The sequence below is a fragment of the Enterococcus sp. MSG3299 genome (genome assembly GCF_050555765.1).
In the GTDB taxonomy this organism is placed as follows: Bacteria; Bacillota; Bacilli; order Lactobacillales; family Enterococcaceae; genus Enterococcus; species Enterococcus faecalis.
Window position 1 is genome coordinate 354,608 of the sequence record NZ_CP187869.1, and the last position, 20,834, is coordinate 375,441.

Genomic DNA, 20,834 nt, shown 5'->3' on the forward strand with positions numbered 1-20,834 from the left:
CATTTATTATTGAAATTATTAGAAATGGAATAAGCACGTGTTTTCTGGTTTTCGTAACTAGAGAACACGTGCTTTTTTCTTTCAACTTTTGGCACAATGGTTTGTGCCAAAGTACGACTTTTTCCAGATTCGGAAAGCGGATACAATTTAGTCAACAAGAAAAGTTACTTGAGAGAAGGGGAATAAAAATGGAACAAGTACCAGAAAAAAATAAAGTATCAATTAAAGCGAAAGTCCAAAGACTTGGCAGTACCTTATCTAGCATGGTGATGCCCAATATCGGGGCGTTGATTGCGTGGGGCGTTTTGACAGCGCTATTTATCCCAGATGGATATCTGCCAAATAAAGCTTTTGCCACGATGGTTGGCCCAATGTTGACCTATTTAATTCCATTATTAATTGGCTACACTGGTGGGAAAGTAATTGCAGGTGATCGCGGTGCCGTAGTTGGCGCAATTGCGACAATGGGCGTGATTGTGGGAACCGATATTCCGATGATGCTAGGTGCCATGATTATGGGTCCACTTGGTGGCTTTACAATTAAGAAATTTGATCAGTATTTCCAACATCAGATTAAAGCTGGTTTTGAAATGTTAGTAAACAATTTTTCAGCTGGATTGATTGGTTTTGCATTAGCTTTACTTGGTTTTTCAGCGATTGGCCCAATTGTCGATGCGCTGACTGCTGCAATGGCACGTGGTGTGGAAATCATTTTAAATGCTCATTTGATTCCATTAACGAGTATTTTTATTGAACCGGCAAAAGTGCTCTTTTTAAACAATGCGATTAATCATGGCATTTTAACACCCTTAGGGACAGAACAAGTCTTATCGGCTGGCAAATCAATTCTTTTCCTATTAGAAGCAAACCCTGGTCCTGGGTTAGGTGTCTTATTAGCATTTATGTTTTTTGGAAAAGGTGCGGCAAAATCTTCTGCGCCGGGAGCAATAATTATTCATTTCCTTGGTGGTATCCACGAAATTTACTTCCCATATGTAATGATGAAACCGTTATTATTCTTATCGGTTATTGCAGGTGGCGCGACAGGTAGTTTGGTTTTCCAAACGTTAGATGCTGGTTTACGTGCGCCCGCTTCACCAGGCTCCATTATAGCTATTTTAGCGATGACACCAATGGGTTCTTACTTACCAGTTATTTTAGGTGTTTTGGCAGCAACTGCTGTTTCCTTTGCAGTATCCGCAGTCATTTTAAAAGCAGATGCGAAAGAAGAAAGTGATGAATTTGCCCAAAAAGTGAAAGAAACCCAAGCTGCTAAAGCAGCATCAAAAGGATTAACTGTCGCAAATGGTAGTGCTTCATTGTCAGGAATTCAACAAATTATTTTTGCTTGTGATGCTGGGATGGGCTCTAGTGCAATGGGTGCGTCTATCTTACGGAAAAAGGTCCAAGAGGCTGGTTTAGTACAAACTGTGACGAATCGGGCCATTAATAATTTGACCGATGAGGGAAATACATTGATTGTCACACAAGTGGAATTGCAAGAACGGGCCAAACAGAAAGCACCTAATGCAACCTTTGTAGCAGTTGAAAACTTCTTGAACTCACCACGTTATGATGAAATTGTGGCTGAACTATCAGGTACCAAAGAAAAAAACGACGCACAACCAACAGTCTCCAAAGCAACACCTGCTTCTGAAATTGAGGGAGATTTAGCAAATGTCAATGAGATTCTTTTGGTTCACGATGATCGTGTCGGGTCAGCGACGATGGGAATGAAAGTCTTAGAAGAAATTTTAGATAAAGAGAAAATTTCAATGCCGATTCGAAAAATTAATATTAATGAATTAACTCAACAAACACAGGCTTTAATTGTCACAAAAGCTGAACTAACGGAACAAGCCCGTAAAAAAGCACCGAAAGCGACACACTTATCAGTAAAAAGTATGGTTAATCCCCAAAAATATGAAACAGTGGTTTCGCTCTTAAAAGAAAGTGCCTAGAGAGGAAGAAAACAATGGAAAATCTTACGAATATTTCAATTGAATTAAATCAACAGTTTAATACAAAAGAAGAAGCTATTCGCTTTTGCGGCGAAAAACTAGTCGAGGCAGGCTGTGTTGAGCCCGCTTATATCGAAGCAATGATTGAAAGAGACCAATTGCTATCTGTTTATATGGGGAATTTTATTGCCATTCCTCATGGAACAGAAGAAGCCAAAAAATTAGTGAAAAAATCAGGAATCTGTGTAGTGCAAGTCCCAGAGGGCGTTAATTTTGGCACCGAAGAAGATGAAAAAATTGCTACCGTATTATTTGGGATTGCCGGAGTCGGTGAAGAACATTTGCAATTAGTCCAACAAATTGCACTTTATTGTAGTGATATGGATAACGTAGTGCAACTTGCCGATGCATTAAGTAAAGAAGAAATAACAGAAAATTTAGCCATTGCTTAAAGGAGAGAATAAGAATGAACGCAGTACATTTTGGAGCAGGAAATATTGGACGCGGCTTTATCGGCGAAATTTTAGCTAAAAACGGGTTTCATATTACGTTTGTGGATGTTAATGAAACCATCATTCAAGCGTTAAAAGAACGTAAAAGTTATACAATTGAATTGGCCGATGCCTCACATCAACAAATTAACGTTGAAAATGTGACCGGATTAAATAACATGGCAGAACCAGAAAAAGTAGTAGAAGCAATTGCGGAAGCCGATTTAGTCACGACGGCGATTGGTCCCAATATTTTACCAAGAATTGCTGAATTAATTGCCCAAGGAATTGATGCACGTGCCGAAGCAAATTGTCAAAAGCCGCTGGATATTATCGCTTGTGAAAATATGATTGGTGGTTCAACCTTTTTAGCAGAAGAAGTGGCCAAATATTTGAAAAACCCAGCTTATGCTGAACAATGGATTGGTTTTCCTGATGCGGCAGTTGATCGGATTGTTCCATTACAAAAACATGAAGATCCACTTTTTGTTCAAGTTGAGCCTTTTTGTGAATGGGTCATTGATGATACCAACCGAAAAGCCAAAGAGATTCAGTTAGAAGGCGTTCATTACGTTGCTGATTTAGAGCCGTATATTGAACGAAAATTATTTAGTGTAAACACTGGCCATGCTACAGTTGCCTATACAGGGGCGTTGTTAGGCTATCAAACCATTGACGAAGCGATGCAGGACGCCTTAGTGGTAGCACAACTCAAATCAGTTTTGCAGGAAACTGGTAAACTTTTAGTGGCTAAATGGAATTTTGATGAACAAGAACATGCAGCCTATATTGAAAAAATTATTCAACGTTTCCAAAATAAATATATTTCAGATGCTATTACACGTGTAGCACGGACACCAATCAGAAAATTAGGTGCGCAAGAACGGTTTATTCGACCAATCCGTGAATTACAGGAACGCAATCTAGTGTCGCCGCATTTATTAGCAATGATTGGTATTGTCTTTAATTATCATGATCCAGAAGATGAACAAAGCCGTCAATTACAGGAAATGCTTGACCAAGAAAGCGTTGATACAGTGATCGCTGAAGTAACGGGCATTGAAGATCCAGAAACGGTTAAAAATATTAAACAAAACGTAGAACGCTATGCGCGACCACAAGTAGCATAATAACAAAATCCTTCTATCAAGATACTTCACATTTCTTAATTAAAGGGAAAAAACAACCGCTCACTGATTAAAGTGAGGGGTTGTTTTTTACATATTGACTAAGTGGTTTTTGATAAAGCTCTCCTTTGAAGGCACCTGTATTGAAGTATTCAGCTAATTGGTAACCAATGAATGGGCCAGTAGTGAGTCCTGATGAACCAAGTCCGCTAGCAACCACAAGGTGGGGCATTTCTGGCAAAGGGCCAAAAAACGGAGCGAAATCAGATGTATAAGCACGTGTACCGACACGGTAATGCATGGGTTGCTTAAAAAGCTGCTCTGCTTCTTTTAGAAATGGCGCAGTCCCAGAAGTTAGTTGTTGAAAAGCGCTAGCAGTCTCTTTTAAATCCCAGGCTTGTTCATTTTCGTGGGTGGCACCTAATAAAATTTTTCCTTGATTAAAAGGAATTAAATCGGCTTCGCCATCTAACATAGCAACAGGCCATTGCTGACTGTTTGTAAAAGGGGTCTCGAAAACTAATAATTGTCCTTTTTGGGGACGAATGTCCACAGATAAATTTAAAGTAGCGAGTAATTCCTTTAAATGAGGACCAGGTGTTAAAGCGAGAAAATCAACGCTCTTTTTTTCTGAATTTGTGACAATTTCCCACCCTTGATTCAGTTGTCGAAAGTGCGCCCGTTGTGAACAAAAAGTGACCCCTTTGGCTTCGGCGCGTTTCTGAAGATGGTTTAGATAAGCTGGTCCATCTAGGCGACCGCCGCCAGAAATAAAAAGTGAGGGAGTTTCCTTAAGTAGCGGTAAGAACTTCGCTGTTTGAACCGCTGACAACATCGTGATTTCTCCAATTTCAGGTGCAGTTTGCTTACGCTCTTCTGCCAAATGGGCTAAGTCTGCCAAAGCGGCTGCCGGGCGCAAAATGACTGTCCCTGATTGACGATAAATATCCTCCGTCAGCTGAAAATCTTTGACTAGCTTTGGAAATAGGGCAGCGCCCTCTCGCGCTAATTGGTACCATTTCTTATTCCGACGTTTGGATAGCCAAGGGGAAATAATCCCAGCGCTCGCTTTAGTCGCTTGGCCGAGCCCTTCATCATAAACGGTAATGTCAAATTTTTGTGGATCTAAATAATTAGCTAACGTCATTCCGATAATGCCGCCGCCAATAATGGCAATTTTTTTCATGCTTCTTCTCTCCTTCGAACAGTTGTATTGTAACACAAAAAAACCGCCTCTAGACAGAGACGATTGGGAGATACCTTGTTAACGGGTCCTTCTGTGTGTGTAAATAGAATTGCCGCCTTCTAAAACGTGAACAATTTCTTGTGCCATTTCTGCCACAGGTACGGGATCATAGCCAATAAATAAGTTCTTTAAAAAGGGGATTTTCTTAAAAAAATAAATACATTTACTAAAAAGTATGGTGCCGATACGTTCTTGACCTACAAGTAAACTAGGATAAAAAATTACTGCTTCGGCGACTTCTTGGTGGATTAGTTCCTCCGCTGCCAATTTGGCCTCCATATATTTTCTCAAAGGGAAAGGAACAGTATTGGCTGAAATAAATAAAAACTTAGCTGGCTTTTTTTGTTGTGCTAAAAAAGAGCTGATTTTTTTCACGGGCGTCAGAATTAGCCGTTGATAGGTTTTCTTTTTTCGTGGATTTTCAAATAAAATACCTACTGTATCAATGACCCAGTCAGCACGCTGGACTTGTTCTTGCCAATTCGTGTCACGAGTAACATCGGAGCATACCCACTGCACTTGGTGGCTCCAAGATGCGGAGAGCGTGGCAGGCTTTCCATGACGTGAAACACTGATGACTTGATGTTGGCGTTGGACTAAAATTTTCGCGATTTGTTGACCTAAAAAACCGCTACCGCCAAAAATAATGACTTTCATGGCAAGCCCTCACTTTCAATTGTTTCTTCTAGTGTACCTTAAATAAAAAAAGAAGCAAAAAATCTCGATTGCGCATAGTTTAGTTATAAATAACATAAAAATAACCTTTTTAGATTGTTGAAACACAAAGACCCAACAATGGTTATTTATTGTCGTAAAATAAATAAAAAAATGAACAAAAATGAAATAAATCAGACTAAAGGCCTAGAGAAATGCCCTTGTTTCTTGAATTCAAGCATGGTTAAATAGTTATAAGTGAACGACCGAGCAATTTAGTTTGTTGGGGAAAATAGACAGAATGAGGAGATGAAACGAAGAAAATGAAGAAGAAAACGATAATTATATTGGGGTCAGTTGCGGTAATTGCGGTTGGGGGCATCGTAACTGTAAATGCGTTAAATAAAAATGCACAACAAGTAGCTGTCAAGCAAGCGCCTAAAGATGACTGGGGAATTGACTATTTTGACGTTCCCGACTTGCAACAAATTTATATTAACGGTGTCATCCAACCAGAACAAATGGAAGCCTTTGCGCGCGATCAAAAAATAACAAAGGATCCAGAGATTAAGGTGAAAAACGGCGATGTCGTAGATGCAGGCACAGAATTATTTACTTACGAAGATGAGGCGGTCACAAAAGAAATTGAGGCACAACAAAATAGCTTAGCCAAATTAGAAACGAAGCGGGCGAATATCTATAATAAGTGGAATCGAGCCATTGATAAATTTAATAAAACTAAAGAAGAAGACCGCACGATGTCTGGGGATGATTTAAATGAACAATATCAAACAGAAGTCGATGTAGTAGATGAAGAGATTACCTTCACCAATGAAACCTTAGCGGATTTAGGAGCGAAGCAATATATTTCCACAAAGGCTAATTTCAAAGGTCGCGTATCAATTCCAGAAGTAAAAGATGCCAATTCACCGATTTTACGGTTAACTTCAGAAGATCTTTATTTAGCTGGAAAAGTGAATGAAAAGGACTTGACTAAAATTAGTGTTGGGCAAAAAGCTAAACTAACTTCTGTTTCCAACAATGTGGTTGTGGATGGCTCAATTTCTTATATCGATGATAATCCTCCTGAAGGCAACAGCGATGCCGCGAGTGGCAATCCAGAGGGAGGCACGACGATGTCTAGTTATAGCGTCAAAATTGCGTTGGCCAATTTAGACAAAGTCAAAAATGGCTACCATATGCAAGCAACCATTGATTTAGGCGATTTAGGGGCGATTGAGTTACCGAAAAAAGCGATTCAAAAAGAGGGTGAACAGGCCTACGTTTTAGTGAATGATTTTGGAACCATCATTCGTCGTGATGTCCAAGTCGGGCAAGAAAATGGCGACAAAATGGCGATTGAATCTGGCTTAGAATCAGCCGACCGAGTGGTTATTTCTTCAAAAAAACCAGTAAAAGTCGGTGATATTGTTGAATCAGATGCAGCGATTGCTTCTGATGAATCAGCAACCAACGAATCAATGACAGATGCGTCGAAATAGGAGGGCTTGATGGTGGAAGCAAACAATACAAATCAACCCCTCATTGAATTGCGGGACATTAACAAGTTCTATCCAGTAGGTAAGGAAAAACTACATGTTTTAAAAGAATTGAACTTGACCATCCATCAAGGAGAGTTCATTTTAATCATGGGGAAGTCCGGTAGCGGTAAGACAACGCTGATGAACATTATTGGTTTCTTGGATCGCTTAACAGACGGAAGTTATCATTTCTCAGGAACAGATGTTTCAAAATTGTCTGAAAATAAAAAATCAGCCTTTCGCAATGAATATCTAGGATTTATTTTTCAACAATTTTTCTTGATTAATTCTTTAAATGTTAGTCAAAATGTTCAATTGCCCTGTGTTTATGAAGGAAAAAAAAGCCGCGCTGAGAAAAAAGCGATTGCTGAGAAGTACCTAAAAATTGTCGGTTTGGAAACAAAAGCCAAATCAAAAGTTACTGAACTTTCTGGAGGACAGCAACAAAGAGTAGCCATTGCTCGTTCCTTGGTGAATGATCCATTATTGATTATGGCTGATGAACCGACTGGGGCATTGGATAGTGAAACGGGTACAGAAATTATGGAATTATTGAAAGAATTGAATGAACAGGGCAAAACAATTGTCATGGTGACACATGATGAAGATATGAAAAAATATGCCTCACGAGTGATTCATATGAAAGATGGTCGCTTTTTGGAAGAAGAGGTGATTAGATGATTGCTAATTTATTTGTTAGTACTTTTTTAAGCTTAAAGGCACATAAGTTGCGGGTATTTTTAACGATGGTCGGGATTATTATTGGGATTACATCAGTCGTAACGATTTCTGCGCTAGGTGAAGGGATGAAGCGTCAAGTTGTGAAGGCATCCAGTGCAGTGAACGCGGATGTTTTGAAGATTCATTATACAATGTCGGATGGTAGCAGTGACAATTTTATGTCCTATGAAGAGCCAGATTATACGTTTAGCCGAGTGGACTTGAAAAAATTACAAGACATTCAAGGAATTGAAAGTATTTATCCTCAATATGGTGAATCAATGATGGGGGGCGGAGACAATTTGTTTGTACCAATGGATTATTTTGGGGCGCAGGCGAATTTATCCATTACGTCGACTAAAGGGCAGAATGATATTTTATATGGTCGTGATTTTCAACCGAGCGATGCAAATACAGATGCGATTGTCTTAAATCATGATATCTTTGAAGCGCAAATTCGGCTTGATGATCCTAGCCAACTCATTGGAAAAGCTGTTTCAATTGGTGGTTATATGTACAAGGTGATTGGTATTTTAGCACCAAAAGATTTAGATAGTTTGGGTATGAATGATGATTGGGCAACTGCTATGAGCAGTTTTGTTTCTCGAGAATCATATAATAAATTAGCGAAAACAAAAGCAATTAGTGGCATCAATATTAAGGTTCGTGAGGGAGCGGACCGTGAAGCAATTTTAGGACAGGCAATCACCATTTTAAGTGAAAATCATCCTGAAGTGAAAGGAACGTTTAAAGAAAATGACCAAGACCAACAACTCCAACAACAAATGGAAGAAATGGTCACGGGTATGACGATGTTTCTGATGGCAATTACTGCAATCTCCCTATTAGTCGGGGGAATTGGCGTCATGAACATCATGTATGTGTCTGTCACGGAACGGAAACGAGAAATCGGGATTCGTCGGGCCATTGGTGCTAAACCACGAGTCATTTTATTCCAATTTTTAATGGAAGCAGCGTTTATCACATTGATTGGTGGTTTGATTGGTGTCGGCTGCGGCTACTTATTGGCAACTGTGGTCGGTGGATATATTTCGATTACGCCAATTATTACGCCGTCCATCTTTGCCATTTCAACATTGGTTTCTGTCTTCACAGGTATCTTTTTCGGGATTATTCCAGCAATTGGTGCCTCGAGGATGGATCCGATTAAAGCGATTTATAATTAAAAAGAAGAGCTTGGTAGTCACATCTTGTTTGATGATCCTATCAAGCTCGCTTTTTTATTTCATGTCACTAAGAATTTTCTGAATCAATTCTTGTTGAAACTCTTTGGTATATTGTTCGGTGAGTTTCGCTTGTTCTTCTTGGGACATTGATGGATTCGCCATCATAGCAGCCATCATTTTTTTGCCAACTGTTTCGGTCCCTTCTTTTTTGATATCAGCGGCATGTTGTTCCATATATTCGCCTAATTTTTTGGCTTGATCAGCACTTAAAACTAGCCAGTCACTAGCAACGTTGAAGGTGTTTTCTTGTTTTGCAAATTGGTTATCGTTGTCAGCAAGGCCAAATAGTGTTTTGGCCCAAGACTCTTGATAGGACCATTTCGTCGTTTTTTGGACTAATGTGGCTTTTTGAGCATCTTTTTGAACTGTGTTTGTGACGTTTTCCGTTCCTGTTTTTTGTAGTTTCTTTTTATCTGGTGTGTTATATAAATAAACTTTTTCGGAACCATCGCCCAACGGCTGGTACAATAACATGTTGGGGCCATCTTTGCTTGAACTACTGCTTTTTAGTTCAAACGTTTTGTCCTGAGTAACTTCGGTCATACCAAAATGATCTTTATCGTTTAAAACGATAAGACTTAACGAAGCTAAGAACCCTAAACCAAAAATAACCATACAGCATTTATGCCAAACTTTTCGGCCAAATACATTTGTGTAGGCAAAGCCTAACACGCAAAGGATTAAAAGGAAAATAATCATTATTTCATTGCACCTACTTCCTTAACAGGCATCGCTTCTTTTTTATTTAAGAAGAAAGTAATCGCCAAGCCGAGAACGCCAAAGATTGTTGCCACGAAGAAGGCTGCGTGATAACCGTTTAGTGTTGCGTTTGTTGCTTGGTCGCGATAAGCGAGTGGGGCTGTTTTTAATAAGTCTGATGCAGGTAAGCCGTCTTTGGTAACATTTGTTAAAACACTAATCAAAACAGCTGTTCCAATTGAGCTAGCTACTTGTCGGAAGGTGTTGTTTACAGCAGTTCCGTGACTTAATAAATTCATTGGTAAAGCATTCATGCCAGAAGTTGTCACAGGCATCATGACCATCGAAATACCAAACATCCGAATCGCATATAGGACAATGATATAAATAATAGGTGTTGCTTTTGTTAAGAAAGCAAACGGTAACGTTGCAGCTGTTAAAATAAACATCCCAGTAATCGCAAGACGACGGGCACCAATTTTATCAAAAATGCGACCAGTTACTGGCATCATAAGTCCCATGACTAACGCTCCTGGTAAAAGCATTAACCCTGAATGGAAGGCAGATTCGCCACGAATATTTTGGATATACAAAGGTAAAACCATTTCGGCACCAATCATTGCCATGTTGGTTACGCCAGATAAAATGGCTGCGACAGTAAAGACTTTTGATTTAAAAACGCGTAATTCTAAGAAAGGTTGTTCTAAATGCAATTGTCGATATGTAAAAAGACATAAAACAATCGCACCAACAATTAAGAATCCATAGACTTGTGGGCTACCCCAACCCTTATCACCAACGCTTGAGAAACCGTAAAGTAAGCTACCAAAGCCGAGAGTAGAAAGAATGACCGATAAGACATCGATACTTGGATTAGATAATTGGATGACATTTTTCATTAAAAATGAAGCTAAAATTAGGACTAAAACGACAATTGGAATGACCATCCCAAAAAGGTCACGCCATGTATAAGAATCAATAATCCAACCAGACAATGTTGGACCTAAAGCGGGTGCTAATCCGATAACAATTCCCGTTGTGCCCATGGCAGCGCCACGTTTTTCAGGCGGGAAAATTGAAAGCATAATTGTTTGTAAAAGAGGCATAGATACGCCGACCCCTGCGGCTTGAACAAGACGTCCAGTCAATAACATGCCGAAGTCTTGCGCTACAAAACAGATGATGGTTCCGATTAAGAACGTTGACATCGCTGTTATGTATAATTTTTTTGAACTAAATTTGTTAATCAACCAAGCACTGATGGGAATCATAATGCCGTTCACAAGTAGGAATCCAGTGGTTAGCCACTGTACACTTGAAGCTGAGATATCAAATTCTTTCATTAATGTAGGTAAGGCCGTCGTTAAAAGTGTTTGGTTTAAAATCGTACAAAATGTTCCGATTAGTAAAACACCGACTAGTAACGACCGGTTATAAGGTTTTCCGTGAATATCCACAGGTTGTTGTGAAGTCACATATATCGCTCCTTTTTCTGTAAGTTTCAAATTAAATTGCATTAACTACTTTACAACTAATTAGAATCTTTGTCAACTTACTTGACAAAGGTGTAAAAAAAACTACAATTAAGGAAAGGATAAGGGAAAGGAAGTTAAACTAATGTGGTCAAAAATGATTCAGCGTTTGTTAAATGAAGAAAATTTGTTGATAGGAATTAGTGAACTAAGTGAAATTGCTGAAGTTTCGCCACGTCAACTTCGTTATTGGGAAGAAAAAGGGTATATTTCTTCCATTGCGAAAGACGCAAACGGTCCACGGAAATATCGGTTACATACAGTCGTCAAAGTACATTGGATCAAGCGTTTTTTAGATGAAGGATATACGTTACAAAGTGCGGTGGAAAAAGCGGAAGAGCAGCATCGTAATGTGGGGATGACGAAAAAAATCTTTAGTCAAATGTTTCATGGTATCTCAGAAGTTTGTCCCAATTACGTAGCGATTGATTTGGGCGATTTCGATGAAGAACAAAAATTATATGTTGTATTTAATGAAACCACAGAAGTCAGTGAGTATCTTTTAATTCCTAAGGATGCAGATGTTTCTGATGAGTTAAAGAAAAGAAAATAAGAATGAAATAGGACTGGGAGAAAGACCTGAAGTGAAAGTAAAACGTTACTGAATGAATCTTCGAGTTCTTTTTTTCTTGCAATTTCTTTATTTTTCTATATAATTTCTTATATGGAAAAGGAGGGTTTCGATGAAAGAAACAAAACCTTACGGAACAGTCTTGTTAAAAGCGGCTAAAATCATGGACTGTCTAAGTTTACAACCCGATCAAACCTTACAGGAAATTGCAAAGAATACCGAAATGACGGCATCAACGGCAATCAAAATTTTAGAAACCTTAACATTAATTGGCTATGTTCAAAAAGACACGAACAAGACGTACCGCTTAGGAACAAAATTGATTCGCTATGCGAATCAAAGTGTGGAGCAAATCGATTTAGCTGAAATTGCGGTACCTTATTTAGAAAACCTTCAAAATACGGTCGATGAAACCATTCATTTAGGGATTTTAAATAATAATGAAATTCTGTATATCAATAAATTAGAACCGAAAAATCAAACGATTCGCATGTCCTCGAAAGTGGGAATTACTCGACCTTTGTATAATTCGGCCATGGGTAAAGCCGTTTTAGCAGAATTTTCGGAAGAACAAGTGCAACAATATTTAGACACGCAGACATTAATTCCCTATACCGAAAATACGATTACCAATCCCTTGCGTTTGAAAAAAGAATTAAAACAAGTGCAACAAACGGGGGTTGCTTACGATGATGAAGAAATTGAACAAGATATTTTCTGTAGCGGAGTATCTTTAATGAAAGATGGCGAAATTGCGGGTGCTTTTAGTGTGAGCATGCCGAAATATCGTTTGACAGAGGAAAATAAAACGACGATTAATCAAGCCCTTTTAGCAACAAAAGCAGCGATTGAAGCGAAATTATAGTAGAAAAAGAAAGCCAAACAAAAGTCGATTGGGATTTTTGTTTGGCTTTCTTTTTTTATTTTTGTAAAAACGTTTGCATTTTCTTTTTTTATCTGTATAATGAAGTTGTGAATTTCTTTATAATAAATATATATTTCTAAATAAGAAATGAGGGAGTCTATTGAAGCGAGTATCAATTTTACAAAAATTAGAAAATGCTGGCGTGATTGCTGTGGTTCGCGGAAAGACAAAAGAGGAAGCACTAAAAGCTAGTCAAGCCATTGTAGTAGGCGGTATGCGGGGGATTGAGTTAACCTTTACTGTTCCTCAAGCAACAGAAGTGATTCAGGAATTAGTTGCGTTATACCAAGAGAATCCTGACGTAGTCATTGGTGCGGGGACAGTTTTGGATGCTACGACTGCTCGTTTAGCTATTGTAGCAGGGGCTGAATATATTGTGAGTCCAAGCTTCGATGAAGAAACCGCTAAAATTTGCAATTTATATCAAGTTCCCTATTTGCCAGGCTGTATGACCATCACAGAAATGAAAGAAGCACTGAAAAGCGGAGCAGATATTATTAAACTATTTCCGGGAAGTGTTTATGGACCGAGTGTTATTTCGGCATTTAAAGCGCCATTGCCTCAGTTAAATATTATGCCAACGGGTGGTGTCAGTTTGGAAAATATGGCCGAGTGGTTCGCTGCAGGTGTGACGGCCGTCGGTGTTGGCGGTAATCTGTTAGCGCCAGCAGCAACTGGGGATTTTGAAAAAGTTCGTGAGGTTGCCCAAGCCTATATGGAAAAATTCCAAGCAATCAAAGGGGTGTAGGCACATGGGGAAAGTCGTAACATTGGGAGAAATCATGTTGCGTTTGTCCACGCCTGTCGGAATACGCGTAGCACAAACAGAAAATTTCGCTGTACATTACGGCGGTGGTGAAGCGAATGTAGCGATTTCGTTAGCGAACTATGGCCACCAAGTGAATTTTGCTAGTAAAGTGCCCGATAATTCATTAGGAGAAGCCGCCAAAAAGCATTTAAGTCGTTATGGGGTTTCAACGGAATTTGTACGAACTGGCGGAACACGTCTAGGAACGTATTACTTGGAAACTGGTACAGGAGAACGAGCAGCCAGTGTTGTCTATGATCGCGCCTATTCAAGCTTTGCTCAAATCGAAGAAATGGAATGGGACTTACATGAGCTGTTTTCAGGAGTAGAGATCTTTCATATTTCAGGGATTACAGCGGCGTTATCAAAAAATTGGCAAAGTATGACGGTTGCGCTAGTTAAAGCAGCGAAGCAAGAAGGGTGCCAAGTAAGTTTTGACATTAATTATCGAGGGAAACTTTGGTCCCAGAAAGAAGCGAGCGTGGCATTGAAGTCCATTCTTCCATTTGTTGATATTTGTTCAGCTGGGGTATTAGATGCTCGTTATTTATTGGAGATTCCAGAACCAGAGGAAGAACTTGAAGACGCATTAACGTGGTACTACCGAAAAATGCAAGAACGTTATCCCAACATTCAAGTATTTTATTCAACCAAACGTCAAGTTCATTCAGCGACAGATAATGAATTAATCGGAACGCTATGGTACAAAGGTGCGTATTATACGTCCAAATGTCATCGATTACAACCGATTGTTGACCGTGTCGGTGCCGGTGATGCGTTTGCTGGTGGGGTTTTACATGGCATATTAGCTGCCTATGATCCACAAACCTGCATTGATTTTGCGACAGCGGCTAGTGCGTTAAAACATACTGTCCATGGTGATTGTAATCAATTTAGTCAAAAAGAAGTCCTTGCTTTTTTGGCAACGGGCTCAGGAAAAATAAATAGATAGGAGATTTTAGTTATGCAAAATATGGAAACACGTTATACACATAGTCCGGCGGATATCCGTCACTATTCAACAGAACAATTGAGAGATGAATTTTTAGTAGAGAAAGTTTTTATTCCAGGTGCAATCAGCTTAACCTACACACATAATGATCGGATGATTTTTGGTGGTGTGACACCGACCACAGAAGAATTAGAAATTATTTTGGACAAAGAATTAGGGGTTGACTATTTCTTAGAACGCCGTGAACTAGGGGTTATTAATATTGGGGGACCAGGCTTTATTGAAATTGATGGCGCCAAAGAAACAATGAAAAAACAAGATGGCTATTATATTGGGAAAGAAACAAAACATGTTCGTTTTTCTTCAGAAAACCCTGATAATCCAGCGAAATTTTACATTAGTTGTGTGCCAGCACATCATAAATATCCCAACGTAAAAATTAGTATTGATGAAATTACCCCAATGGAAACGGGTGATCCATTAACATTGAACCAACGTAAAATTTACCAATACATTCATCCGAACGTTTGTGAAAGTTGCCAGTTACAAATGGGCTACACCATTTTAGAACCAGGTAGCGCTTGGAATACAATGCCTTGTCATACACATGAACGTCGTATGGAAGCGTATGTTTATTTTGATATGGAAGAAGATACGCGGATTTTCCACATGATGGGTAAACCAGACGAAACGAAACATTTAGTAATGAGTAATGAACAAGCAGCCATTTCACCAAGCTGGTCAATTCATTCTGGGGTTGGTACAAGTAATTATTCCTTTATTTGGGCCATGTGCGGAGAAAATATTACGTACACAGACATGGATATGGTTGCAATGGATCAATTAAAATAAACCAAAGAAAGAGGAGAAAACATGGAATTTAAAATGAATGATTTTCAATTAGATGGAAAAGTAGCGTTAATTACAGGTGCTGTCTATGGGATTGGCTTTGAGATTGCGAAATCCCTAGCTGAAGCAGGAGCAACAATTGTTTTTAATAACTTATCTCCTGAATCAGTTGAACAAGGCTTGGAAAATTATCGGGCCGCAGGGATTGAAGCACGTGGTTATGTGTGTGATGTCACTGATGAAGAGCAAGTTCAAGCGATGGTTGCTCAGATTAAAGAAGAAGTCGGCTCTATTGATATTTTAGTCAATAATGCGGGAATTATTAAACGAATTCCAATGGTGGATATGTCAGCAGAAGAGTTCCGTCAAGTGATTGATGTTGACTTGAATGCGCCATTTATTATGGCAAAAGCGGTTATTCCAGATATGATTGAAAAGGGTCATGGCAAAATTATCAATATCTGTTCAATGATGAGTGAACTAGGTCGTGAAACAGTTAGTGCGTACGCGGCAGCAAAAGGCGGACTAAAAATGTTAACGAAAAATATTGCTTCTGAATATGGACAATATAATATTCAATGTAATGGGATTGGACCTGGCTACATTGAAACGCCACAGACGGCGCCATTAAGAGAACCAGGGCATCCATTTAACGAATTCATCTTGGGACGAACACCTGCTAATCGGTGGGGCACACCAGCAGACTTAGCTGGCCCAGCAGTTTTCTTAGCATCTAACGCTTCTGACTTTGTTAATGGACATATCTTATATGTCGATGGTGGAATTTTAGCTTATATTGGAAAACAACCATAATAAATAAGTAAAGGAGCGAGACTAGCAATCTCGCTCCTTTTACTTATGGCTAGCCTTCTACTAAAAACTCACATAAAAGAAAGAAGCAATCGCCACAGCAAATGAAATAATAGCAAACACTAAACTACTCCATAGTCCTAACAGAATAAATGGTGAGGTTCTTTTGCCGCCCTCTTTCTTTAAGTAGGAAAATGTCCGTCCAGTAACAATGAATTGCCAGATACTAATCAATAAAAAAATACCGCCAATTAAGTAACGCATGTCCTCGTCCTCCTTCTATTTAGTATACCACTTTATGAAAACGTTATCAAAACGCTGTATAAAAAAGTTGCCTTTCAAAAAAGAGAAAGGCAACTTTTTGACGGTTTAACGGATGTCACCCATTAAGTTTTGGATTGGTTTTTTCACAATGAATAAGAGAATCCCAGCAACGACAGCTACAAGTCCGACAATCCCAAAATATGCTGACTCTGTTCCAGGTGTATAGAAACGAGCAATTTGAGCGTTAATGGCTTGTGAAGCGGCATCTGCTAATAACCAAATAGCAACGGTTTGAGCTTCGAAAGCTTTCGGTGCTAATTTTGTAGTAATCGATAAGCCAACGGGAGATAAACACATTTCTCCGACAATCATAATGAAGAAACTAAAGAATAACCAAAGTGGACTCACCCGTCCTTCGGTACCATAAAGTAGACCTGGCAACATTAATAAGACGAAGGAAAGACCAGCAAAGACTAGCCCTAGTGAAAACTTCACAACTGTTGATGGTTGACGTTTACCTAGTTTTGTCCATAATGTAACAAAAATAGGGGTCAAAATAACTACGAATACAGGATTTAATGATTGGAACCAGCTAGCGGCAATCGGGAAGCCAAACAAACTCGTTTGCGTCCGTTCATTTGCAAATAGAGCAAGAATAGACGAACCTTGTTCTTCCAATGACCAGAAAACAATTGCTGCTAAGAATAATGGCAAGTAAGCCAGAACTTTTGGTTTTTCTTCAGCAGTGACATCTTTAGACGTTAACATTTTGCTGAAATAATAAACTGGTAACAGGATTCCTAACACGCTGATGGTATTAATAAAGAAATCAATTGTTAAATGTCCTGTGACATAGGCGCCACCAAAAATAAGTAAAGCAACGACAATTGCCAACATAAATGCTTTAGCAAATTTCTTTTGCTCTTCTTTAGACATTGGATTAGTTGGGGCCTGACCAATTCCAGCCAGAGATTTACGTCCTTGGAAATAATATTGTAGTAGCCCGAAGAACATCCCTACTGCGGCAACTGAAAAGCCTAAATGATAATTATATTCTTGTCCTAAAGTTCCGACAACAAGGGGAGCGATTAAGGCTCCGATATTAATCCCCATGTAAAAAATGGAGAAGCCTGCATCTCTACGTAAGTCAGTTTTTGAATAAAGATGGCCAACCATCCCTGAAACGTTTGGTTTTAACATCCCAGTCCCAAATACAATTAACATAATAGAAACGAATAAGGCGGGGACACCAAATGGGGTAGCGAGAACAATATGTCCAGCAATGATTAACAAACCACCAATAAAAACAGTTTTCCTTGAACCTAAGACACGGTCAGAGACCCAACCGCCAATGATACTGGACATGAAAACCATTGATCCATAAATGGACATGATGGCTAAGGCAGTTGCTTTGGGGAGACCTAAACCGCCATTGGCTACGGTATCGTAAATGTAATACATTAGAATAGCACGCATGCCGTAGTAACTGAAACGTTCCCACATTTCTGTGAAGAACAGTGTTGCTAGTCCTTTCGGTTGTCCCAGAAAGGATTTGTCTAATTTCTCAAGTTGTTCTTTGTCACTCATAGATAAAACTCCAATTCTTATAATATTCAGAATATTTGATAATAAAATGACTTAAATGTAGATTCATATATTTTATTACTCATAGATTGGAAAATAGAAAGAGAAAAAACTGATTATGTTTTTAAATAACAAGCGTTCGAGCGGTTGTTTGTTTTTTATTCGTGAATTATGATAAAAATGAATATTTATTCTGCTTTACTTTCAATAATTTGTTTTCACAGTCGTTTTAGCTGTTCTTTTTTTGAATAAGATTAAAATGAATAAATAACAAGCAAAATATAAGATTTTTTTGTTTAACTCTTTTTGTTTCAATAGGAAGTGCTTAGTGTTTTTTCAGAATCGAAAAATGAATAGGACAAAAAATTTATCTATATAATAGAAGGAAAAATAAATATAGTGAATGATAAAAAAATTCAAAGAAAACACCTGTTCTTTTTAGGCGTGAGTTTTTAAAAAAAACATTCTCATGTCTAGTATCTTTAACATTTTGTTACTTTTTGACTGAAACGAATGTAAAAAAACCGACATTTAATGGCTAATCAAGGGTTAGAAAACGGTTTCTCAAAAATAAAATTCTGTTTTTTTAACTTTTTTTTGCAAAATATAAACAGGATAATATCAAGCTTCCGGCAGCTTTTTATTACAAAATGTAACAAAACCGACATTCTAGTAATAAATTGTCACGAGATATTCACCTACGGCCGGCCATTCGATGATAAAGTATGTGAAGTCGTTTCGATAAAGCGAAGCAGACGTGGTTGTTGCCGAGAGCTAAGAGCAACAATCAAATATTTTTAATTACAAAGGAGAAACATACATGAAATCAATCAAAACGATTTTACTTGGAACAACTTTGGCCGCAGGTTTAGGATTATTCTTAGGAACAGACGCAAACGCAGAAAGCTTATATACAGTTAAAGCAGGAGATACTTTATCAACAATTTCTCATCAATTTGCAGGAGACAATAGCTTAATTCAAAAAATTGCTTCTGATAACAAATTGCCAAACCTTGATTTAATTTTTGAAGGAGAACAATTAGTTATTCGTTCAGAAAAAGAAGTTGCTAATACTCCAGCACCAGCTGTAGAAGTTGCACCAGTTCAACAAGTAGTTGAACAACCTGTTGCACAACCAGTACAACAAGAAGTACAACAACCTGTTGCTCAAGAAGTAGCGCAACCAGCAGCACCTGCCGCAAGCAGTGATGCAAAAGAGTGGATCGCACAACGTGAATCTAGTGGTTCTTACGATGCAACAAACGGTCAGTATATCGGTCGTTACCAATTATCTGCCTCTTATTTAAATGGTGACTATTCACCTGCCAACCAAGAACGCGTGGCAGATCAGTACGTAGCAGGTCGCTATGGTTCATGGGATGCAGCTAAATCATTCTGGTTAGCAAATGGTTGGTACTAAAATTAAATAAACGAAGTAATCTAATTACTTATTAAAAACCATAAACAAAAAAACAGTAACCTGTAAAGATTACTGTTTTTTTTGTCGATTTGTTAAGGTACAACGCCCCACGCTCGTCAATTGGTGGTCTGCGTTATAAATTTTTGCTTCCCAAACTTGAAGGGTCTTTCCCGAGTGATTGGGTGTCGCAATCACGGTAAGGATACCATCAGGGACACTACGAAGATGATTTACTTGTAAGTCTATGCCGACAGCAAAAGTGTTTTCAGGAACGTTTTCGTTCGCACCTAAACTACAGGCAGTTTCAATTAAGACGCCGTTTAAGCCCCCGTGGACAAGGCCATAGGGTTGTTTATGCACGTCTTTTACCGTTAAAGTAAGCTGACATTTCTCAGCAGAAACGTGTTGAATCGTGATGCCTAAATACTCTAAAAGATGAATAGTAATCAGTCCTTTCTAATAAAAGAGAGAATAAAAGGTTTTTTATTTATTATACAGGAATGAAGAAAATTTGAAATAGCCATGTTTTTTCTTAAAATTCAAGCGACTTTTTCTCTAAAGTGCCGATTCTTGTGTATAATAGAAAAGATGAGATTAATGAAGGAGGTTTCCTAATGAGAAACTGGACAACAATTAAAGAATATGATGAAATTTTATTTGAACAAGCAGGCAAAGTAGCAAAAATTACTATCAACCGCCCGCATGTTCACAACGCATTCACACCAAAAACAGTCATGGAAATGATTGATGCATTCAACATTAGTCGTGATAAAGAAGATGTCGGGGTTATTATTTTAACAGGCGCAGGTGACCAAGCATTCTGTTCTGGTGGCGATCAAAAAGTTCGAGGTAATGGTGGTTACGTTGGCGAAGACAATATTCCACGTTTAAATGTGTTAGATTTACAACGGTTAATCCGTGTCATTCCCAAACCAGTCATCGCAATGGTGAAAGGCTGGTCCATTGGCGGCGGCAATGTTTTACAATTAGTTTGTGATTTAACAATTGCGGCTGAAAATGCTAAGTTTGGGCAAACAGGACCAAATGTCGGTAGCTTTGATGGTGGATACGGCTCAGGTTACTTGGCGCGCGTTATCGGCCATAAAAAAGCGAAAGAAGTTTGGTTTATGTGTAAACAGTATTCTGCTCAAGAAGCTTTAGATATGGGCTGGATTAATACAGTTGTTCCATTGGAACAAGTAGAAGATGTGACAATGGAGTGGGCAGAAGAAATGTTAACCAAAAGCCCGATTGCTTTACGGATGATTAAAGCCTCTTTAAATGCCGATACAGATGGCTTGGCTGGTGTGCAACAATTAGCTGGTGATGCGACACTTCTTTACTATACAATGGCTGAAGCACAAGAAGGCCGAGATGCATTTAAAGAAAAACGGACACCAGATTTCGATCAATTCCCTAAATTCCCATAAACC

The 20,834-nt window shown here is 38.7% G+C and carries 21 protein-coding genes; 14 read left to right on the plus strand and 7 right to left on the minus strand.

Going from position 1 to position 20,834, the window contains the following annotated elements; genetic code table 11:
• Positions 1-188 precede the first annotated feature (188 nt).
• From IGL23_RS01895 to IGL23_RS01905, 3 genes are read left to right on the plus strand one after another with little or no spacing between them, the layout of a single operon-like run.
• Complete coding sequence (locus IGL23_RS01895; RefSeq protein ID WP_033594268.1) at positions 189-1,961, plus strand: PTS mannitol-specific transporter subunit IIBC; 1,773 nt, start codon at positions 189-191, stop codon at positions 1,959-1,961.
• 14 nt (positions 1,962-1,975) lie between these two features.
• A complete protein-coding gene (locus IGL23_RS01900) occupies positions 1,976-2,413 on the plus strand; it encodes a PTS sugar transporter subunit IIA (RefSeq protein WP_002355279.1) in 438 nt (145 codons plus the stop codon).
• A 14-nt stretch (positions 2,414-2,427) separates the two neighbouring features.
• Positions 2,428-3,582 carry a mannitol-1-phosphate 5-dehydrogenase gene (locus tag IGL23_RS01905; RefSeq protein ID WP_002386082.1) on the plus strand — a complete coding sequence of 385 codons (1,155 nt, stop codon included), beginning with the start codon at positions 2,428-2,430 and terminating at the stop codon, positions 3,580-3,582.
• Positions 3,583-3,649: 67 nt separating this feature from the next.
• Here the strand turns inward: IGL23_RS01905 and IGL23_RS01910 are convergent, their stop codons facing one another.
• Both IGL23_RS01910 and IGL23_RS01915 read right to left on the minus strand, forming a co-directional pair.
• Entirely contained in the window at positions 3,650-4,765 is a 1,116-nt protein-coding gene (locus tag IGL23_RS01910; RefSeq protein WP_033594267.1) for an NAD(P)/FAD-dependent oxidoreductase, read from the minus strand.
• A 78-nt stretch (positions 4,766-4,843) separates the two neighbouring features.
• Entirely contained in the window at positions 4,844-5,482 is a 639-nt protein-coding gene (locus IGL23_RS01915; RefSeq protein WP_033594266.1) for an NAD(P)H-binding protein, read from the minus strand.
• Between the two features lie 320 nt (positions 5,483-5,802).
• On the opposite strand from IGL23_RS01915, the gene IGL23_RS01920 reads away from it, so the two are divergent.
• From IGL23_RS01920 to IGL23_RS01930, 3 genes are read left to right on the plus strand one after another with little or no spacing between them, the layout of a single operon-like run.
• Positions 5,803-6,981 (plus strand): efflux RND transporter periplasmic adaptor subunit, encoded by a 1,179-nt coding sequence (locus IGL23_RS01920; protein WP_033594265.1) that lies wholly within the window; start codon positions 5,803-5,805, stop codon positions 6,979-6,981.
• Positions 6,982-6,990: 9 nt separating this feature from the next.
• Positions 6,991-7,701, plus strand: a complete 711-nt coding sequence (locus IGL23_RS01925) for an ABC transporter ATP-binding protein (RefSeq protein WP_002383683.1) — start codon at positions 6,991-6,993, stop codon at positions 7,699-7,701.
• Positions 7,698-8,927 (plus strand): ABC transporter permease, encoded by a 1,230-nt coding sequence (locus IGL23_RS01930; RefSeq protein WP_002355288.1) that lies wholly within the window; start codon positions 7,698-7,700, stop codon positions 8,925-8,927. Before IGL23_RS01925 ends, IGL23_RS01930 begins: the two co-directional genes overlap by 4 nt.
• A gap of 54 nt (positions 8,928-8,981) precedes the next feature.
• Here the strand turns inward: IGL23_RS01930 and IGL23_RS01935 are convergent, their stop codons facing one another.
• Entirely contained in the window at positions 8,982-9,686 is a 705-nt protein-coding gene (locus IGL23_RS01935; RefSeq protein ID WP_002364955.1) for a DUF4811 domain-containing protein, read from the minus strand.
• Positions 9,686-11,203 (minus strand): MDR family MFS transporter, encoded by a 1,518-nt coding sequence (locus tag IGL23_RS01940; RefSeq protein ID WP_002389910.1) that lies wholly within the window; start codon positions 11,201-11,203, stop codon positions 9,686-9,688. The genes IGL23_RS01935 and IGL23_RS01940 overlap by 1 nt, the downstream gene beginning before the upstream one ends.
• Before the next feature lie 100 nt (positions 11,204-11,303).
• Here IGL23_RS01940 and IGL23_RS01945 point away from each other — a divergent pair, with 100 nt between their 5' ends.
• The 6 genes from IGL23_RS01945 (at position 11,304) to IGL23_RS01970 (ending at position 16,136) form a co-directional block, all read left to right on the plus strand.
• A complete protein-coding gene (locus tag IGL23_RS01945; protein WP_002383688.1) occupies positions 11,304-11,771 on the plus strand; it encodes a MerR family transcriptional regulator in 468 nt (155 codons plus the stop codon).
• A 130-nt stretch (positions 11,772-11,901) separates the two neighbouring features.
• Positions 11,902-12,654, plus strand: a complete 753-nt coding sequence (locus IGL23_RS01950; RefSeq protein ID WP_002355294.1) for an IclR family transcriptional regulator — start codon at positions 11,902-11,904, stop codon at positions 12,652-12,654.
• Between the two features lie 160 nt (positions 12,655-12,814).
• Complete coding sequence (locus tag IGL23_RS01955; RefSeq protein WP_033594264.1) at positions 12,815-13,462, plus strand: bifunctional 4-hydroxy-2-oxoglutarate aldolase/2-dehydro-3-deoxy-phosphogluconate aldolase; 648 nt, start codon at positions 12,815-12,817, stop codon at positions 13,460-13,462.
• Between the two features lie 4 nt (positions 13,463-13,466).
• The gene (locus IGL23_RS01960) at positions 13,467-14,474 is read left to right on the plus strand and encodes a sugar kinase (RefSeq protein WP_033594263.1); all 1,008 of its coding nucleotides are present in this window, start codon (positions 13,467-13,469) and stop codon (positions 14,472-14,474) included.
• 12 nt (positions 14,475-14,486) lie between these two features.
• The gene (gene kduI / locus IGL23_RS01965) at positions 14,487-15,326 is read left to right on the plus strand and encodes a 5-dehydro-4-deoxy-D-glucuronate isomerase (RefSeq protein WP_002355301.1); all 840 of its coding nucleotides are present in this window, start codon (positions 14,487-14,489) and stop codon (positions 15,324-15,326) included.
• A gap of 21 nt (positions 15,327-15,347) precedes the next feature.
• The gene (locus IGL23_RS01970; RefSeq protein ID WP_002362994.1) at positions 15,348-16,136 is read left to right on the plus strand and encodes a gluconate 5-dehydrogenase; all 789 of its coding nucleotides are present in this window, start codon (positions 15,348-15,350) and stop codon (positions 16,134-16,136) included.
• Positions 16,137-16,196: 60 nt separating this feature from the next.
• Here the strand turns inward: IGL23_RS01970 and IGL23_RS01975 are convergent, their stop codons facing one another.
• Positions 16,197-16,397, minus strand: a complete 201-nt coding sequence (locus IGL23_RS01975; protein ID WP_002355314.1) for a hypothetical protein — start codon at positions 16,395-16,397, stop codon at positions 16,197-16,199.
• 105 nt (positions 16,398-16,502) lie between these two features.
• Positions 16,503-17,984: a peptide MFS transporter gene (locus IGL23_RS01980; protein WP_002395419.1), complete on the minus strand. Its 1,482-nt coding sequence runs from the start codon at positions 17,982-17,984 to the stop codon at positions 16,503-16,505.
• An 817-nt stretch (positions 17,985-18,801) separates the two neighbouring features.
• Between IGL23_RS01980 and IGL23_RS01985 the strand changes: the two genes are divergently transcribed.
• Complete coding sequence (locus IGL23_RS01985; RefSeq protein ID WP_002355317.1) at positions 18,802-19,401, plus strand: LysM peptidoglycan-binding domain-containing protein; 600 nt, start codon at positions 18,802-18,804, stop codon at positions 19,399-19,401.
• A gap of 69 nt (positions 19,402-19,470) precedes the next feature.
• Here the strand turns inward: IGL23_RS01985 and IGL23_RS01990 are convergent, their stop codons facing one another.
• A complete protein-coding gene (locus IGL23_RS01990) occupies positions 19,471-19,851 on the minus strand; it encodes a PaaI family thioesterase (RefSeq protein WP_181036290.1) in 381 nt (126 codons plus the stop codon).
• Between the two features lie 110 nt (positions 19,852-19,961).
• On the opposite strand from IGL23_RS01990, the gene menB reads away from it, so the two are divergent.
• Positions 19,962-20,831 carry a 1,4-dihydroxy-2-naphthoyl-CoA synthase gene (menB, locus tag IGL23_RS01995; protein WP_002385329.1) on the plus strand — a complete coding sequence of 290 codons (870 nt, stop codon included), beginning with the start codon at positions 19,962-19,964 and terminating at the stop codon, positions 20,829-20,831.
• The last annotated feature ends 3 nt before the right edge of the window (positions 20,832-20,834 follow it).

Coding starts and splice junctions, on each gene's coding strand:
- IGL23_RS01900 (WP_002355279.1), top strand. CDS start 1,976: ATGGAAAATCTTACGAATATTTCAATTGAATTAAATCAACAGTTTAAT.
- IGL23_RS01970 (WP_002362994.1), top strand. CDS start 15,348: ATGGAATTTAAAATGAATGATTTTCAATTAGATGGAAAAGTAGCGTTA.
- IGL23_RS01930 (WP_002355288.1), top strand. CDS start 7,698: ATGATTGCTAATTTATTTGTTAGTACTTTTTTAAGCTTAAAGGCACAT.
- kduI (WP_002355301.1), top strand. CDS start 14,487: ATGCAAAATATGGAAACACGTTATACACATAGTCCGGCGGATATCCGT.
- IGL23_RS01940 (WP_002389910.1), bottom strand. CDS start 11,203: ATGCAATTTAATTTGAAACTTACAGAAAAAGGAGCGATATATGTGACT.
- IGL23_RS01915 (WP_033594266.1), bottom strand. CDS start 5,482: ATGAAAGTCATTATTTTTGGCGGTAGCGGTTTTTTAGGTCAACAAATC.
- IGL23_RS01980 (WP_002395419.1), bottom strand. CDS start 17,984: ATGAGTGACAAAGAACAACTTGAGAAATTAGACAAATCCTTTCTGGGA.
- IGL23_RS01935 (WP_002364955.1), bottom strand. CDS start 9,686: ATGATTATTTTCCTTTTAATCCTTTGCGTGTTAGGCTTTGCCTACACA.
- IGL23_RS01895 (WP_033594268.1), top strand. CDS start 189: ATGGAACAAGTACCAGAAAAAAATAAAGTATCAATTAAAGCGAAAGTC.
- IGL23_RS01920 (WP_033594265.1), top strand. CDS start 5,803: ATGAAGAAGAAAACGATAATTATATTGGGGTCAGTTGCGGTAATTGCG.
- IGL23_RS01985 (WP_002355317.1), top strand. CDS start 18,802: ATGAAATCAATCAAAACGATTTTACTTGGAACAACTTTGGCCGCAGGT.
- IGL23_RS01975 (WP_002355314.1), bottom strand. CDS start 16,397: ATGCGTTACTTAATTGGCGGTATTTTTTTATTGATTAGTATCTGGCAA.
- IGL23_RS01960 (WP_033594263.1), top strand. CDS start 13,467: ATGGGGAAAGTCGTAACATTGGGAGAAATCATGTTGCGTTTGTCCACG.
- IGL23_RS01905 (WP_002386082.1), top strand. CDS start 2,428: ATGAACGCAGTACATTTTGGAGCAGGAAATATTGGACGCGGCTTTATC.
- IGL23_RS01950 (WP_002355294.1), top strand. CDS start 11,902: ATGAAAGAAACAAAACCTTACGGAACAGTCTTGTTAAAAGCGGCTAAA.
- IGL23_RS01925 (WP_002383683.1), top strand. CDS start 6,991: ATGGTGGAAGCAAACAATACAAATCAACCCCTCATTGAATTGCGGGAC.
- IGL23_RS01945 (WP_002383688.1), top strand. CDS start 11,304: ATGTGGTCAAAAATGATTCAGCGTTTGTTAAATGAAGAAAATTTGTTG.
- IGL23_RS01910 (WP_033594267.1), bottom strand. CDS start 4,765: ATGAAAAAAATTGCCATTATTGGCGGCGGCATTATCGGAATGACGTTA.